The 15391-nt window shown below is 76.0% G+C and carries 10 protein-coding genes; 2 read left to right on the top strand and 8 right to left on the bottom strand.

What is annotated here, in order from left to right:
* Positions 1 to 26 precede the first annotated feature (26 nt).
* The 8 genes from ACWCSV_RS13835 to ACWCSV_RS13800 all read right to left on the bottom strand — a co-directional run bounded on the left by ACWCSV_RS13835 (position 27) and on the right by ACWCSV_RS13800 (position 13137).
* Complete coding sequence (locus tag ACWCSV_RS13835) at positions 27 to 4742, bottom strand: hypothetical protein (RefSeq protein WP_451141759.1); 4716 nt, start codon at positions 4740 to 4742, stop codon at positions 27 to 29.
* Positions 4743 to 4817: 75 nt separating this feature from the next.
* Positions 4818 to 5729: a hypothetical protein gene (locus tag ACWCSV_RS13830; RefSeq protein WP_451141757.1), complete on the bottom strand. Its 912-nt coding sequence runs from the start codon at positions 5727 to 5729 to the stop codon at positions 4818 to 4820.
* Positions 5730 to 5841: 112 nt separating this feature from the next.
* Positions 5842 to 7377: a hypothetical protein gene (locus tag ACWCSV_RS13825; RefSeq protein ID WP_451141755.1), complete on the bottom strand. Its 1536-nt coding sequence runs from the start codon at positions 7375 to 7377 to the stop codon at positions 5842 to 5844.
* A 263-nt stretch (positions 7378 to 7640) separates the two neighbouring features.
* The gene (locus ACWCSV_RS13820; RefSeq protein ID WP_451141753.1) at positions 7641 to 8546 is read right to left on the bottom strand and encodes an SGNH/GDSL hydrolase family protein; all 906 of its coding nucleotides are present in this window, start codon (positions 8544 to 8546) and stop codon (positions 7641 to 7643) included.
* Positions 8543 to 9697 (bottom strand): glycosyltransferase, encoded by a 1155-nt coding sequence (locus ACWCSV_RS13815; RefSeq protein ID WP_451141751.1) that lies wholly within the window; start codon positions 9695 to 9697, stop codon positions 8543 to 8545. The genes ACWCSV_RS13820 and ACWCSV_RS13815 overlap by 4 nt, the downstream gene beginning before the upstream one ends.
* Positions 9694 to 10830, bottom strand: coding sequence for a glycosyltransferase family 4 protein (locus ACWCSV_RS13810; protein WP_451141749.1), 1137 nt, complete (start codon positions 10828 to 10830; stop codon positions 9694 to 9696). Before ACWCSV_RS13810 ends, ACWCSV_RS13815 begins: the two co-directional genes overlap by 4 nt.
* A 178-nt stretch (positions 10831 to 11008) precedes the next feature.
* Positions 11009 to 12427, bottom strand: a complete 1419-nt coding sequence (locus ACWCSV_RS13805) for a HEAT repeat domain-containing protein (protein ID WP_451141747.1) — start codon at positions 12425 to 12427, stop codon at positions 11009 to 11011.
* A 317-nt stretch (positions 12428 to 12744) separates the two neighbouring features.
* Positions 12745 to 13137 carry an ankyrin repeat domain-containing protein gene (locus tag ACWCSV_RS13800; protein WP_451141746.1) on the bottom strand — a complete coding sequence of 131 codons (393 nt, stop codon included), beginning with the start codon at positions 13135 to 13137 and terminating at the stop codon, positions 12745 to 12747.
* A gap of 383 nt (positions 13138 to 13520) precedes the next feature.
* Here ACWCSV_RS13800 and ACWCSV_RS13795 point away from each other — a divergent pair, with 383 nt between their 5' ends.
* The gene (locus ACWCSV_RS13795; RefSeq protein ID WP_073722514.1) at positions 13521 to 13715 is read left to right on the top strand and encodes a hypothetical protein; all 195 of its coding nucleotides are present in this window, start codon (positions 13521 to 13523) and stop codon (positions 13713 to 13715) included.
* A gap of 42 nt (positions 13716 to 13757) precedes the next feature.
* Positions 13758 to 15362 carry a hypothetical protein gene (locus tag ACWCSV_RS13790; protein WP_451141744.1) on the top strand — a complete coding sequence of 535 codons (1605 nt, stop codon included), beginning with the start codon at positions 13758 to 13760 and terminating at the stop codon, positions 15360 to 15362.
* Positions 15363 to 15391 lie beyond the last annotated feature (29 nt).

Genomic DNA, 15391 nt, shown 5'->3' with positions numbered 1-15391 from the left:
GGCGCCCCCCGTGCCGTCCTGCCGGATCAGGCCGTGGCCTGCTCCGTGCTCCGCTTGAACATCCGGGTGGCCGTGATCTCCCCGTGCACGGTCTCGCCCTCCGGGTCCTGCTGGGGCAGTCCCGGCCGCAGGTGCTCCTCGACGCTGATGTACTTCAGCCCGGCCCGCAGGTCCGCGTCGTTGCGGAGCCTGATCACGAGCGGGAACTCGGCGAGCGCCGTGGTGTCGAACAGCCCGGTCGTGTAGAGGAGCTGGACGCCGAGCGCGTCCGAGACCGCGCGCTGGAGCTCCAGCAGGTACGTGGCGTTGGCGCGGCCGATGGGGTTGTCCAGGAAGAGGGTGCCGGCGTGCCGGTGCTTGTCGCGGCCCCGGTCGTTGCTGCGGAGCGCGGCCATGGTGCAGTACAGCGCGATGGCCGCGGTGAGCAGCTGGCCACCGGAGAAGACGTCCCCCATCTGTCCGACGGGTACGCGTTCGGCGCGGAGCACCGCGTCGGGCTTGAGGATCTCCACGGCGATGCCCTTGGGCCTCAGCGCCGCCTCGACCCCGCGCAGCAGCAGGGACATGCCGTCGCGGCGCAGGTCGGCGTTCTTCTTGAGGGCCGAGTGGGTCGCCTCGTCGATCACCTCGCCGAGGCGCTCGGTCAGGGTGGCCTGGTCGGGTTCCTCGAAGCGGATGCGGAGGAACTCCTGGCCGGACCACTCCCCCAGTCCCTCGGGCAGCCGGGACAGCCGCTGCGCGGAACGCAGGGTGGCGAGGGAGGATTCCACCAGGCCCCGCAGCCGGTCGACGATGGAGTCCCGGTTGCGTTCCAGCTGGGCGAGTTCGTCGGTGAGGACGCGGAGCCGGGGGGCGAAGGCGTCGGCCCACTTCTGCGCGTGCTCGGGCAGGGCGGAGGCCGGGAGCTCGCGGATCTGCTGGCGGGCGGGGGTGCGTACCTGTTCGTACCGCGTGGAGTTGGCGTGCCGTACGAGGATGTCGCTCGCCTCGCGGACCGCGGCCTCGGCGGCGGAGAGGTCGGCCGCGCAGGCGCGCAGGGAGCGGCGGGCCTCGGTGGCGGAGGTCCTGGCCTCTTCGAGGGTGCCGGGGTGGGGCTCGGGGCCGTCGTCCTCGTCCTCGGTGCCGTGGTCGCGCAGGAGGTCGCGCAGCAGGGCGGCGGTCTCCTCGAAGCCGCCCGCGGAGTCCTCGGCGGTGCGGTGGGCGTGCAGCAGCTCGGCGTGGGCGGCGCGCGCGGTGTCCAGGGCCGCGGTGGCGGCGGAGAGTTCGCCGGTGGCGGTCCGCAGCAGGGTCTGGGCCTGTTCGGCGTCGGCCGGGACGAGCTCCTCGGGCAGGTCGGTGTGGTGGGGCGACTCGTCCTCGGGGGCGAGGCGTTCGGCCTCGCCGCGCAGCCGGCCCAGCTGCTCGCTGGCGGTGGAGGCGCGGGTCTCCAGGAGCTGGACGAGCGATTCGGCGCGGGCTGCCGCCGCCTGCCGGGAAGGGCCGTCGGCACCGTCGGTGCCTTCGAGGAGCTGGGCGGCGCGGGTGCGCACCTTGTTGCTGAGGCGGTCGAGTTCGGAGAGCGCGGCACTCTCGTCGCTCTCGGCGCGGGCCTGTTCGGCGCGGAGGTCGGCGCCGACGCCGACCTTCTCGTACAGCTGGGAGGCGGCGCGGTAGGCCTCGCGGAGGGTGGGCAGTGCCTGGCGGGCGGTGTGCTCGCCGGGCTCGGGCAGGGGCTCCGGGGCGCCCGCGATCTCGGCGCGCTCGGCGCGCAGCGCACGGGCGGTGCGGCGGGCGTCGTCGGCGGCGCGCTGGGCGGCCCGGCGGTCCTCGTCGGCGGCGCGGGCGCGGTCCAGGAAGGTCCCCGCGCGGGCCTCCGACTCGGCGCCCTCGTCGATGAGTTCGCGGAGCCGGATCTGCCAGCCGGCGCGTTCGCGGAGCCGGTGGGCGAGACCGGCCAGGGCGTCGGCGGCGCGGCGGGCGCGCTGGGCGGCCTCCTGGCGCTCCTCGCGGACCCGGGCGGTGTCGGCGGCCGCCTCGTCGGCCTCGGCGCGGACGGTCCGGGCTTCGGCGAGGGCTTCCTCGGCGGTCTCGGCCACCGTCCGCGCGGTGGCGGCGGCGGTGGCGAGTTCGGCGAGCGTGCCGGGCGGGCAGTCGGCGCGCCAGGCTCCGATACGGGCGGCCAGCGCGCGGTCGCCGGCCAGCCGGGCGGCGAGGGCGCGGATGTCCTCGTCGCGGTCGGCGGCCCGGGCGCGCAGGGCCTGGCGTTCCTCGTCGGCGGCGAGTTCGTCGTGCATGGCCGGGTTCGGCGGTACGAGGAACACGTCGTCGGTTCCGCCGGCCGGGTCGGGCACGGGGGCGAGCAGCGCGGCGGCGGTGCCGACCGCGACGGTGGAGCGGGGCAGCAGGGCGGCCCCGCCGAGGACCTCGCGGGCCCGGGCGTGGGCGCCGGGGTCGGTGATGACGACGCCGTCGACCAGTTCGGGGCGGGCGGCGAGGACGCGGGCGTGGTCGGCGGGGTCGACGGCCTGGGCGAGGTAGCGCCAGCCGGGCAGGGCGGGGATGCCGTGCTCGCCGAGGTACTCGACGGTGGCCAGTACGTCGGGGCCGGGCGGCAGCAGTCCGCCGTCGCCCAGGGCGCCGAGGATGCGGGAGTCGTCGGCGGCGGCCGTACGCAGGTCGAAGAGGCGGCGTTCCGCGGTGGCGATGCCCTGGTCGAGGAGTTCCCGCAGTTCGTCGGCGCCGCGGTCGAAGTCCTCGGTCGTCAGGGAGCGGGCGGTGCGGCGGTCGGCCAGGGCGACCTGGCGGTCGGTGCCGTGCTGGGCGGACCCGGTCTCGCCGGGGTTGCGGGCGCCTCCCGGCGCGGTGCCGTGCGGTTCGTCGGGTCCGGTGCCGCTGCGGGGCTGGGGGACGCCGGTGGCGGAGGGCAGGCCGAGGAGGTCGGCGAGGCGGCTCTCGGCGGCGAGGGCGTCGGCGGCGGCGCGCTCGTCCTCGTAGGACTGCCCGGCGGCCTTGGCGGCGTCGGCGGCGCGGGCGGCGGCGAGTTCGGCGCGGCTCTCGGCGGCGGCGGCCTCCCGGGCGTGGTCGGCGGACGCGCGGGCGGCGTCGCGCGCGGTGTCCCAGGCGGCGACCGCGGCCTGTTCGGCGTCGCTCGCGGCGAGCGCGGCGCGGGCCGGGTCCGCGTCGGGGGCGGTGTCGTCGAGCCAGCCGGCCCGGACGGCCTCGGCGGTCTCCTGCTCGACCTCGGCGAGGCGCTGGCGCAGGTGGCCGGCCTCGCTGCGGGCGCGCTGGGCCTCGGTGGCGGCGGTGGTGGCGTCGCGGTGGGCGCGCTCGCCCTCGGCCTGGAGGGTGCCGGAGCGCTCCTCCTCCTCGTTGGCGACCCGCTCGCCGTCCTCGGCGGCGGTGTGCAGGGCGCGTACCAGGTCGGCGGCGGCGGTGGCGCGGGCGGCGAGCGCGGGCGCCGCGTCGCGTTCGGCCTCGCGGATGGCGGCGGCGACGCGCGCCGAGCGGTCGGCGGCGGCGCGGTGGCGCAGCACGGCCTCGGCGGCCTGCCAGGCGGCGTGCAGCGTACGGGCGTCGCCGAGCTCGCGGCGCTGTGCGGCGGCGGACTTCTCGGCGGCGGCCAGCGCGAGGGAGGCGTTGCGGTAGGCGAGTTCGGCCGCGACGAGGGCGCGGTTGCCCCGGGTGCGTTCGGCCTCGGTGACGGTGTGGGCGGCGGCGGTGACGTGCTGGGCCAGCTCGGCGGTTCGGCCGCGTTCCTCGGTGGCGCGGGCGGAGAGCCGGCGTGCGAGGGTGCGGGTGCGGCGTTCCGCCCCCGCGTGGACGTCGCGGCTGCGGGACCGGGCGGCGGTGGCCTCGACGATCCGGCCGAGGAGGTCGGCGGAGCCGGCGGTGAAGTCGCGTTCGGCGGTGAGTTCGGCGCGGCGGCCGAGCTTGTTGCCGAAGCCGCTGACGAGGTCGGCGAGGCCGTCGGTGTCGCGGGTGTCGGTCACGGCGCGCAGCAGCAGGTCGGTGAAGTCGGAGTCCTTCTTGACCGCGAAGAGGCCGGCGGCCTCGCCCTCGTCGGCGTTCATCTCGCGCTGGTAGCGGAAGAGTTCGGGGTCGAGTCCGAGGTCGCCGAGGTGTTCGTTCCACCGGTCGTGGATCTCTTCCCAGTGCACGTCGAGGTGCTGGTAGAACTTCCCGGCGTCCATCAGGGCGTCGCGGAAGCCCTTCATGGTGCGGCGGCGTCCCCGGGCGCCGGAGGTGCCTTCGGCGGGGCGGCCGACGGTGGTGGCCTCGGCGACGGGGAGGTTGTCGAGGCTGAGCCCCGGTCCGGGGCGGAACGAGTACCAGGCCTCGGCGAACCGGCGCGGGTCGTTGGAGACCTGGTGGCCGCGCCACTCGCTGACCTTGCCGACGACGACGCACTCGCCGGTGAGGGTGTGCTGCCATTCCAGGGCGACGTGCCCGCAGTCGTCGGCGAGCAGGAACTTGCGGAGCACGCCGGAGCTGGCGCCGCCGAGGGTGTTGCGGTGGCCGGGCAGCATCACCGAGAAGATCAGCTTCAGCAGGACCGACTTGCCGCCGCCGTTCTCCAGGAAGAGGACACCCGCGGGGGCGGGCCGGCGCGGCGGGCCGACCGGCTCGTCCTCGAAGAACTCGGCCTGGGCCGGGGCTGGTTCGGGTACGGGCGCTCCGACGCCGCGCAGATCGAGAACGGTGTCGGCATAGCGCGCACCGGCCGGTCCGATGGAGTAGAGGCGGACCCGGGACAACTCGTACATGGCGGCGGACTCTCGTCGTTCGTGAAGCGGAACGGGCAGAACAGGTGGGGCGAGGGGGCGGGCGCGCCGGGCGCGTCAGCCGTGGAAGGGCAGGCCGGCGTCGGCCGCGAGGTCCAGGTCCTCGGTGTCGCGCGGGGGCAGCAGGGTGGCGGCCCCGTCGGTGACGGGGACGACCCCGAGCTCGAGGAGTTCGGCCATGGCGGCGCTGCCCGCCATGTCGCGGACCTGAAGCTGGTAGCGCGCGGTGGTGCGGTAGGTGCCGCCCGCGTCGTCGCCGGTGCGCTGGAGGAAGCCGGAGTCGGTGAGGAAGGCGACGGCCTTGCCGATGATGCCGGTGGTCGATCCGGCGAGGCGGCGGGCGTCCTTGGTGGCGCCGGTCGCGCTGCGGCGGGCGTAGATCCGCCAGCCGGCTTCGAGGCCGGGGGCGTCGCTGGTGGGGTCGGTGTTCTCGCCCTGCTCGGCGGCGCGTTCCTCCAGCCGCACGCACGCCTGGCGGACGAACGCGTCGACGCCGTTGACGGTGATGCGGCCGATGTAGGCGTCGTCGGCGAGGTCCTCGGGCCGGGGGAACGCCATGGCGGCGACGGCGAGGTGGGCGAGGCCGTGCAGGAACCGGTCGGCGGCGTCGGAGGAGGCGCGGCGGGCGTAGTCGCCCATCCGTACGGCGAAGACCGAGTCCTCGTCGGCGGTGACGGCCATCCCGGCCCGGGTGGAGACCTCCAGGACGACCAGGCCGAGGCCGGTGGCGACGGCGTCGGCGAGCCGTCCGAAGGCGGGTTCCTCGCGGTAGCGGCGGAGCAGGTCGGCGTACTCGGCGTCCCGGGCGGGCACCAGCTTGGGCTGGAGTCCGAAGGAGACCAGGCGTGCGGCGTCGGCGGCGTCGGCCGGGGTGACGGCCGCCTGCCCCGGGGCGGGAGCGGGCTCCACGGCGGGGGTGACGGCGGGTTCGTCCCACGCGTCGGTGTGCTCGGCGCGGTGGTCGCTCACGGCTGGGGCTCCTCGGTGCGCAGTTGCTTCGGTACGGGTACGGGTACGGGTGCGGATGCGGGTTCACGCGTGAAGGCGCGTACGGGGGCGCCTACGGGGCTGCGCGAGGCGCTCATGACGCCTCCTTGCGGTCGGCGGCCATGCCCACCGCGTCCAGCAGGGCGGTCCCCACGATGAGGTCGGCGCCGCCGAACTCGGGGTCGTCGAGCTCGGCGCCGTCGTCCACGGCGAACAGCAGGCGCCGCTCCCCCTGGCGGTAGGCGGTGCCGACCGGCGGGCTCGCCGCGTGGACCGCCATCAGGGCCACCAGGTAGGGAAGTTCGGGGTCGTCCCGGTGGGTGGCACGGGCCTCGGCCAGCAGTCCGGAGAGCCGGCGGGGGGCGTCGTACTCCAGGTCGAGCAGGGCCGTCGCACGGGCGAGCTGGTCCTCGCTGAACCGGCTGTCGTCGGGGGTGGCGATCAGGTCGGGCTCGGGCATCTCGGCGCCCAGGTGCTCGCGCTCCACGGGCGGGGCGAGCAGCAGGTCGACGAGGTCGCCGACGCGTACGGAGGTGGGGGTGCGCAGTCCGGTGCCCCGGGCGAAGAACGCGTCGGTGGCCCGGATGGACTGTTCGACGGGGAGCGGCAGGATCGGCGCGAGGAGCTGCCCGTAGAGGTCGAGGCCGGTGCGCGAGGCCGGGGTGGCGAAGGCCTGCCGGTCCTGTTCGGCGCGGAAGAGGGGGCCGGCTTCGAGGAGCCGGGACTGGAGCTGGGTGTGGCGGCGGATGCAGTCCTTGACGATGTCGACGAGTTCCGCGGCACGGCGCTTGTTCTCGGGTTCCTCGGCCTCGTCGCGCGCCTTGCGGATGTTGGTGAGGATCGCGTTCTCGTGGCGGTAGCGGTCGGCGACGTGGTCGAGCGCCTCGGCGATCATGTCGGGGACGGCGTTGAGCCAGTCGACGGCGCGGACGTTGCGGCGGGTCGCCTCCAGCGTGCGGCGGAGCGTCTCGGCGTACTGCACGGTGCGGTAGCGGGCCTGTTCGGCGGCGAGTTGCGCGTCCGCGAGGCGGCCGCGGCTGACCAGCACCTCCAGCTTGACCTCGGCGGCGATCTGCGCGCTGGTGACGTCGGTGTCCAGGGCGCCGACGAGGACGTTGACGGCCTCGTCGGTCGCCCGGAGGAAGACGGTGCCGCCGTGGCCGGGCACCTCCTCGACGAGCTTGAAGTCGTAGTCCCTGCGGACGTACACCCCGTCGGGCCCGAAGGTGCCGTAGACCGCGCGGAAGCCGCGGTCGACGCTGCCGACGTTGATGAGGTTGTCCAGCACCCAGCGGGCGACCCGCTCGTGCTCGGCGGCGGGGCGGTGGGGTGCCTGGGCATGGACCCGGGGCAGCAGTCTGGTCACTATCTGTTCGTGGTCGGCGCCGGTGTCGAAGTCCATGTTGAGGGTGACCACGTCGATCGCGGCGAGGGCGACCTCGGCCATCGCGTAGACGGTGTACTCACCGGCGAGGTTCGCCTTGCGCACGTCGAGGTCGTGCAGCGGCGCGGTGCAGGCGAGCGCGCGGAGCCGCCGCGCGAGCCCCTCGTCGGCGGCCGGGCCGGGTGCGGGCCGCGGGCCCGCGCTGAGCTGGGGCGCGGCGTTGTCCGTATCGGCAGGCGAAGTCACGCGTCACAGATTAGGTCCTCACCCCGACAACGGTCGAAACGGCGCAGATCCGACCGCCCCGCCCGGGATGCGTCCGCCCTCGTGGGAGGGCTCCGGCGGGCACCCGCGGACAGCCCGGGACGCCGGTTCACCGGCGGTCGCGGACGTGGCCGCCACCCCCTCGGGACCCGGCCGGAGCCGGTCGCGGGCCGCCCTCGGTCCGGCTCCTCGCCCACGCACGGTGAGCGGAGGCGGAGCCGGGGGCCAGGAAGGGGCGCCCGGTTCTACCGGGGCGGCCGTACGGCGGTCAACGCGGCGAGCACCGTACGGCGGTGCTCCTGGTCGAGGCGGGCGGTGGTGCCGAGCGCGGCGTGGCCGGCCTCCCGGGCGGCCAGCAGGAGGAGCTGGGGCAGCAGGTCGGTGGAGCGGCGGGCCAGCCATCCCGCGCCCTCGGTGACGAGCAGCCGTACCGAGGCGGCGCGGCCGGGGCGGGGCAGCCGGGGTTCGGGGCCGGGCGGCACTCCGGTCGCCAGGCCGCGCGCGGCGAGCAGCCCGTGGAAGTCGGCGGCGACCTTGCGGTGGCCGCGTTCGGCGGGGTGGAGGCGGTCCGGGCTCCACAGCGAGCGGTCGGTCACCCAGGCGGGGTCGCAGGCGTGGAGGTGGACCGCCGCGTACCGGGCCGAGAGGTGGTGCACCACCGCGTTCACACCGTTCTGGCGGCGTGCGAGCGGGCGGCCGAGGGTGGCGGGCAGCCCCAGGACGGCTCCCGGGTCCGGAAGGCAGGCCGTCAGGAGTACGGCTCCGCCCGCCGCCAGCCGCCCGCAGACCTCGTCCATGCGGTGGGCGAGGCGGTCCAGGTCGAAGGGGTGGCGCAGGGTGTCGTTGGTGCCGAAGACGACGGAGGCCAGGTGCGGGCGGAACGCGGCGGCGGCCGGGGCCTGGTGGTCGCACACCTCGGCCGAGAGCGAGCCGCTCACCGCGTAGTTGCGGAACTCCACGCCCCGGGACCCGTCGTCGAGCGAGTCCGCGAGGAGTCCGGCCCATCCCCGCCGCCCCTGGGCGACCGGGTCGCCGACCCCGGCCGTGAAGGAGTCGCCGAGTGCCGCGAACCGCAGCGGGCCGGGCGCGGGCCCCGCGCCGCCGGGGACGGGGACGTCGTCCCGGGCCGTGACGTCCGTGGGCGCGCTCATGTCCGGGCCTCCCGTGCCCCTTCGCGGCGCGGTACGTCGTGTGCCTCCAGGAACGCGGCGACCGAGCGGTCCCAGCCGTAGAGCTCGGCCCGCTCGCGGGCGGCGGCCCGGCGTTCCTGCTCCGGGCGGGCGAGCAGCTCCCGCACCGCGGCGGCGAACGCCTCGCCCGTGTCGGCGGCGGACAGCCCAGCGGCGCCCAGGACCTCGGGGAGCGCGGAGGCGGCGCTCGCCACCACCGGGGTGCCGCAGGCGAGTGCCTCCAGGGCGGAGAGACCGAAGGTCTCGGCGGGACCGGGGGCGACCACGATGTCGGCCGATGCCTGGAGGCCGGCCAGCCGGTCGCGGGAGGCGATGTGCCCGAGGAACAGCGCGGGGAGGCGTTCGGTCCTGGCCCGGCGTTCCAGCGCGGTCCGCAGCGGGCCGTTCCCGGCCACCACCAGGCCGGCCCGGACCCCGCCGTGCGCGCGGAGCGCGGCGAGGGCGTCCAGGGCGCGCCCGGGTCGCTTCTCCACCGAGAGGCGGGAGCAGAGCAGGAGGAGGACGTCCTGGCCCCGGAGCAGCCGGGTCCGCAGCCGCGGGTCGTGGCGTCCGGGGGTGTGGTGCCGCAGGTCGACGCCGAGGGGGGCGAGGACCACGTTGCCGGCGCCGGTCCGCAGGAACTCGCGGGCGGCCCATTCGGTGGTGCAGACGATGCGGGTGAAGGCGTGCGCGCTGCGGGTGTTGAGGCGGTCGGCGGCGAGCCCCGCGGGGCGGTCCGGGACGCCCCAGGTGCGCAGAACGCCGTGGGCGGTCTCGTGGGAGACCATGACGGCGGGGACCCGGGCGCGTCGGGCCCACTCTCCGGTCCAGCGCAGGGTGGTGCGGTCGGACACCTCCAGCCGGTCGGGGCGCAGTTCCTCCAGCAGGGCGGTGAGCCGGCGGCGGCCGAGCAGGACGCGGTAGCCGCCGGTGCCGGGCAGTACGGGTCCGGGCAGGGTGATCACCCGGCCGGCCGGGGTGCGGTGGTCGGCGGCCTCGGCGCCCGGGACGACCAGGACGGGGTCGTGTCCGGCTTCGCGGTAGCCGCGGCCGAGTTCGTCGAGGGCGGTGCGCAGTCCGCCGGAGGCGGGGGTGACGAAGTTGGCGAGTCTGACGATCCTGAGCCCGTTCACGCGGCCACCGCCGTGCGGTCGTGCAGCACTTCGTCGTAGTGGCGCAGGAGCAGGTCGCCGACGGCTTCCCAGGTGCGGCCGCGCACCGACGCGCGTCCGGCCCGCCCGTGGGCGGCGGCGCGTTCGGGGTCGGTGGTCAACGCGTGGACGGCGTCGCGGACGGCTCCGGCGTCGAGCGGCGGGACCAGCAGTCCGGTACGGCCGTGGTCGACCAGGTCGAGCGGCCCGCCCGCGGCGGGGGCGACGACCGGCAGCCCGGAGGCCATCGCCTCCTGGACGGTCTGGCAGAAGGTCTCATACGGGCCGGTGTGGACGAACAGGTCCAACGAGGCGTAGAGCCGGGCGAGTTCGTCGCCGGTGAGGCGGCCGAGGAAGACGGCTCCCGGAAGGGCTCCCCGCAGCGGGGCGGCGCTCGGCCCGTCGCCGACGACGACGACCTTGACGCCGGGCACGGTGCAGGCGCCGGCGAGGAGTTCGACGTGCTTCTCGGGCGCGAGGCGTCCGACGTACCCCACGAGGCGTTCGCCGCCCGGGGCGAGGGTCCGGCGCAGCCGTTCGTCGCGCCGGCCCGGGTGGAACCGTACGGCGTCGACGCCCCGGGGCCAGAGGTGGACGCGCGGTACGCCGTGCGCGACGAGGTCGCCCAGTGCGGCGGTGGAGGGGGCGAGGGTGCGGTCGGCGGCGGTGTGGACGGCGCGCATGCGGCGCCAGGCGGTCTGCTCGCCGGTCCCGAGGTAGGTGCGGGCGTAGCCGGCGAGGTCGGTCTGGTAGACGGCGACGGCGGGCAGCCCGAGTCGTCCGGCGACGTTCATGCCGCGCGCGCCGAGCACGAACGGGCTTGCGAGGTGGACGAGTTCGGCGCGGTGGGCGGTGAGGGCGGCGGCGAGTCTGCGGCCGGGCAGGGCCACCCGGACCTGCGGGTAGCCGGGGAGCGGGAGGGAGGGGACGCGGACCACCGGGCAGGGGGCGTCGGCGTCGGGGGAGGTTTCCGCCGTGCCCGCCCCGGCCGCGGCCGGGGCGATGACGAGCGGCTGGTGGCCGCGGGCGGCGAGGTGCCGTGCGGTCCGCAGGGTGGTGTGGGCCACGCCGTTGACGTCCGGCGGGAAGGATTCGGTGACGATGACGACACGCATACGGGGGTTGTTCTCACCGTGGGCGTGAACGGGCCGACAAGGATCTGTCCGGCCGGAAAACGTCCTGTGGCCGTTCGCACCCGTGCGGGGCGCACCCCCGGGGCGTCCGGCGGGGCTTCCCGCCGGACGCCCCGGGGGTGTCACGGTCCCCCGGGGCGCTTCGCGCGTACCGGCCGGCTCAGACCCCGGTCGCCTCGGGTTCGATGCGGCTGCGCACCGCGGTCTGCACCTCGGCCTCCTCGGCGGGGTCGGCGGCGAGCCGTCGCAGCCGCTCGGCGACGCGTACGTCCCCGGTCTCCGCGTGCAGCGCGGCGATCTCGCGGGTGGTCTCCTCGCAGTCCCACAGGCACTCGACGGCGAAGCCGGTCGCGAAGGACGGGTCGGTGGCGGCGAGCGCGCGGGCCGCGCGGCCCCTCAGGTGCGAGGAGGGGGTCTCCCGGTAGACGTGGCGCAGGACGGGGGCGGCGCAGGCGATGCCGAGGCGGCCCGCTCCGTCCACCAGCGGTCCGAGCCGCAGGGTGTCGGGCCGGCCCGCGCGCACGGCCTCGCGCAGCGCGCCGAGGACGAGGGGGGCGTCGGCGGGGGTACCGCGGCGGGCGAGGGTGCCGGCGGCCGAGGCGCCCAGCGCGTCGGGCCGGTGCGCCCAGCGGCGGGCCCGCTCGACGGCGGCGCGGCCGGGCATCCGCTCGAAGGCGGCGACGGCGGCCTCGGCGACCGTGTGCGAGGGGTCGGCGGCGGCGGCGTCGATCAGGTCGAGCACGGCGGGGTCCTCGGCCTCGGCGAGGTAGTGCAGGGCGGCGCAGCGGGCGCCCTCGGGACCGCTGCGGGCCGCTGCCACGATCGCGGGCCGGTCCTCGGCGCCCGCGACGGCGGCGAGGCAGCGGGCGGCGGGCACGTGCAGGGCCTTGCCGCGTTCCAGGGCCTGCTGGGCCCAGTCCAGGACGGCCTGGACGCTCCATCCGGGGCGGGGGCCGCCGGGTGACATCTGGCGTTGCCAGCGGTCGAACGAGCCGCGCTCGGTGGCGGTGCGGATGCGGGCGCCGACGGCGGCGCGCGGGTCGTCGGACCAGAGCCGCCAGGGGCGCGGTTCGAAGGCGTCGCGTACGGCGGCGGCGAGCTCGGCGGCGCCTTCGGGGGTGTCGGCGAACCGGGCGAGGACGGGCAGCGCGAGGGCGCGCAGGCCGGCGTCGTCGTCGCGCAGGGCGAGCTCGTCGAGCGCCCAGGACCAGTTGGCGCCGGTGGCGGCGTACGTCCGCAGCAGTGCCAGGGCGTCGCCGCGTCCGTACGAGGCGAGGTGGCCGAGGACCGCGAGGGCCAGGCCCGTGCGCGAGTCGTCGGTGTCGAGGTGGTCCTCGGGATCGGCGAGGTGCCGCTCGATCTCCTCCAGACCGCCGTCGAGGTCGATGTAGAGCCGGGCGTAGTACAGGGAGCGGTTCTCGACCTGCCAGTCGTGGCGGGGATCGCTCAGAACGCAGTGGTTGAGTGCCGCGAGCGCCTCGGTACGGGGTGCGGCGAGCGCGTGGAGCGTGCCGTCGCCGCGGCCCCTCTGCAGCAGGCCGAGCAGGGTGCCGCTCGGCGCTATGAATGGATCGAACATGGAGAAAGCCTCACATCAAGCTGTCGACGCAACCGGGACTGTGCAGTTCCTGGGTGGTGTCCGGAGGATCAGGGCCGGGAAGGGCGCAGCCCTTGCCGCGGCCCGAGGAACACCGCCTGGTGCCGGAGCACTAGACCGCGCAGCGACATGATCGGCCGACCGCCGTCTTCTGCCTGGTGTAGAGCATCTTCCTCTGCCTCTCGTCGGTGGTCCGGAGCGGACCCGCGACGTCATGATGACCCAGCCATTTCGCCACCGCGACCACATTTCCGACGGACCGGTCGCCGTGGGCCGCGCCGCCCGTGCGGGCGGCCGTCTCAGCGGGCACCGAACAGTTCCAGCAGGTCCGCCTTGCCGAACATGCGCGCGGTGTCCACCGCGGAGGGGGTCCCTCCGGCCGGATCGGCGCCCGCGGCGAGCAGTGCCTCGATGACGGCGCTCTCACCCTTGAAGACGGCTCCGGCCAGCGGGGTCTGGCCCCGGTCGTTGGCGCGGTCGGGGTCGGCGCCCCGGGCGACGAGGGCGGTGACGGCCGGCGCGTGGCCGTGGTACGCGGCGAGCATGAGCAGCGAGTCGCCCCGGTCGTTGGTGAGGTTGGCGGGCACGCCCGCGTCCACGTAGGCGGCGAGGGTGTCCGTCTCGCCGCGGCGGGCGAGGTCGAAGACCTTCGTGGCCAGCTCGACCACCTCGGGGCCGGGGGTTTCGCTCATCGGTCGGACCGCCTTCCTTGACCGCTGTCGTTGCCGTTGTCGTCGCCGCTGCCCCGCCGGGGCGTACGGCCGGGGGGGCCGCGCGGGTAAACCGTCAGGGTACTGTCCCGCAACCGCGCGGGTCCGGGACACCTGGAGGGCCGGGTCCGGGGGCGTGGCGGGGCCTGGGTCCCGGGGCGCGGATGCGGTCCCGCGGTGCGGTCTTCCTCACATCCGGGGCGGGGTCGGGGCGCACACGGCGTACGGCCGAGTGGCCACCTTTCCTGGACCGGTCGGGTGAAAACACCACCTTCTCACCCGAATGCATCTTTTATCGTATAGATACACCGGGTGAGCCTGGAAGGACTCATGGTGACCGTCCCTCTCACCCAGGAGAACCGCTCATGATCCTTTCCATCTCGGGCGTGGTACTGCTCGGCATCATCGTCTTCCTCTTCTTCAAGAAGGACGGGCTGAAGGCGTCCCACGCACTGATCTGCGCCCTCTTCGGCTTCTACCTCGCCGGCACCGCCATCGCGCCCAGCATCACGGCGGGCGGGGCGAGCCTCGCCGGCCTGCTGGGCGGGATCAAGTTCTGACCCTCCACACCGAACCCACACCCCCCCACCCAGGAGACAGACGTGGCCCGGCGACCACTTCCCCGCATTCTGAGCAGCGGCGGCGCTTCGATCACTCGCGGTCGCGAGTTCGCGCGCACGGCCGCCGACAGCGCCACCGACGTCCTCCACCCGCTGATCACGATCACCCGTGGTCTGCGGCTGCTGGCCGTCGCAGGACGGCAGAGATGGGCCGCGACGCCCAAGGACCGGCGCGGTTCCAAGCTGTTCCTCGTCGCGGCCTGCCTGACCGCGGTGGCGCTCATCCCGCACGGGCCGGTGCTGGCCCTGATCGCGGTGATGGGCGCCGCCGCCTGGAAGGGCCGTGGCCGGGCCCCCGTGAAGACCGGCCCGGGCGAGGCGGAGGAGACCCGGCTGCGCACCCTGTACGAGGCGCTGGTCCCGTACTTCTCGGTGGCGGACGACCCCGCGCCGCTCTTCGCCCACGGCGGCGACTGGGAGCAGTCCTTCGGCGACTACGCCTTCGACGGCGACGGCCGGCTCCTCCGGCTCCGGGTCACCTATCCGGCCTGGTTCACCGACGGCGAGAGCGAGGCCCGGACCCGGATCGAACAGGTGGTGCACGCCAAGTCCGGCCGGGGCCGCGAGTACCACTTCGTGTGGGACGAGGAGTCCAACGAGCTCGCCATGACCGTGCTCGGCCCGCTCCCGGCCACGATCGGCGCCCAGCGGTTCGTCACCGCCCCCGGCGAGACCGTCCTCGGCTTCACCGACCCGGGCTCGGTCGGGCGCACCGTGCCGGTCCAGGACGGCGACGCGCACCACGACGCCTCCCCCGTCGTCTGGCGGACCGGCCCCCGCTCCGCGGAACCGCATCTGCTCGCCGTCGGGACGCCCGGCAGCGGTACGACGACGCTGCTGCGCTCCATCGCGCTGCAGGCGCTCCGGGACGGCGACGTGCTGGTCGTCGACGGCGGCGGCACCGGCGAGTACGGGTTCCTGGCCGGGCGCGAGGGCGTCCTCGCCGTCGAGTGCGGGCTGGCGGGCGCGCTGGCGACGCTCGAATGGGCGGCGCACGAGACGGAACGGCGGCTCATCGACGCCAACCGCGAACGCCAGGCCGGACGCCACGCCTCCGGGACCACCGGGCGGCCCCTCTGGATCCTGCTGGACCGCCCGTCCGTCCTCGGGCACCTGGCGGCGGCGGACGGCCGGCCCGACCCGCAGGATTTCCTCCAGGTGCCGCTGCGGCACGGCCGGGCGGCCGGGGTCACCGTGGTGCTCGCCGACCAGTTCGACGCCGTGGACGGCCTCACGGACGCCGTACTGGCCCACACCCGGGCCCGCGCCGTCCTCGGTGCCGCCTCCCGCGAGCAGGTGGCGGCCGTCCTCGGCGCCGAACCGCACACCACGCCCGTACCCGGGGTCCCCGCCGGCCGCGGCTACGCCCGGCTGGGGGCGGGCGAGGTGCTGAGACTCCAGGTACCGGCCACTCCCGACCCGTACGACGAGGCCGCCGGCGAGGCGGACCGCACGGCCGTGCTCGCCCTGCTCCCGGAGCGCACTCCCGGGGAGGCCGTCCCCGGGGCCCCCGGGGTTCCGGCGGACGACCCCTTCGGGAAGCGGGACGCGTTCCGCGCGCCGCAGCCGGCGGTCGCGGAGGGCTGACGGTCGGTACCGCGCGTACGACGGGCGGG

It is taken from the genome of Streptomyces sp. NPDC001770, from assembly GCF_053596135.1.
The sequence above is the reverse complement of the archived record's forward strand: the minus strand, read 5'-3'. Positions and strand labels throughout refer to the sequence as shown.

Excerpts from the sequence above, each read along its gene's own strand:
- ACWCSV_RS13805 (WP_451141747.1), bottom strand. The coding sequence starts at position 12,427 with ATGTTCGATCCATTCATAGCGCCGAGCGGCACCCTGCTCGGCCTGCTG.
- ACWCSV_RS13795 (WP_073722514.1), top strand. The coding sequence starts at position 13,521 with ATGATCCTTTCCATCTCGGGCGTGGTACTGCTCGGCATCATCGTCTTC.
- ACWCSV_RS13835 (WP_451141759.1), bottom strand. The coding sequence starts at position 4,742 with ATGTACGAGTTGTCCCGGGTCCGCCTCTACTCCATCGGACCGGCCGGT.
- ACWCSV_RS13810 (WP_451141749.1), bottom strand. The coding sequence starts at position 10,830 with ATGCGTGTCGTCATCGTCACCGAATCCTTCCCGCCGGACGTCAACGGC.
- ACWCSV_RS13800 (WP_451141746.1), bottom strand. The coding sequence starts at position 13,137 with ATGAGCGAAACCCCCGGCCCCGAGGTGGTCGAGCTGGCCACGAAGGTC.
- ACWCSV_RS13820 (WP_451141753.1), bottom strand. The coding sequence starts at position 8,546 with ATGAGCGCGCCCACGGACGTCACGGCCCGGGACGACGTCCCCGTCCCC.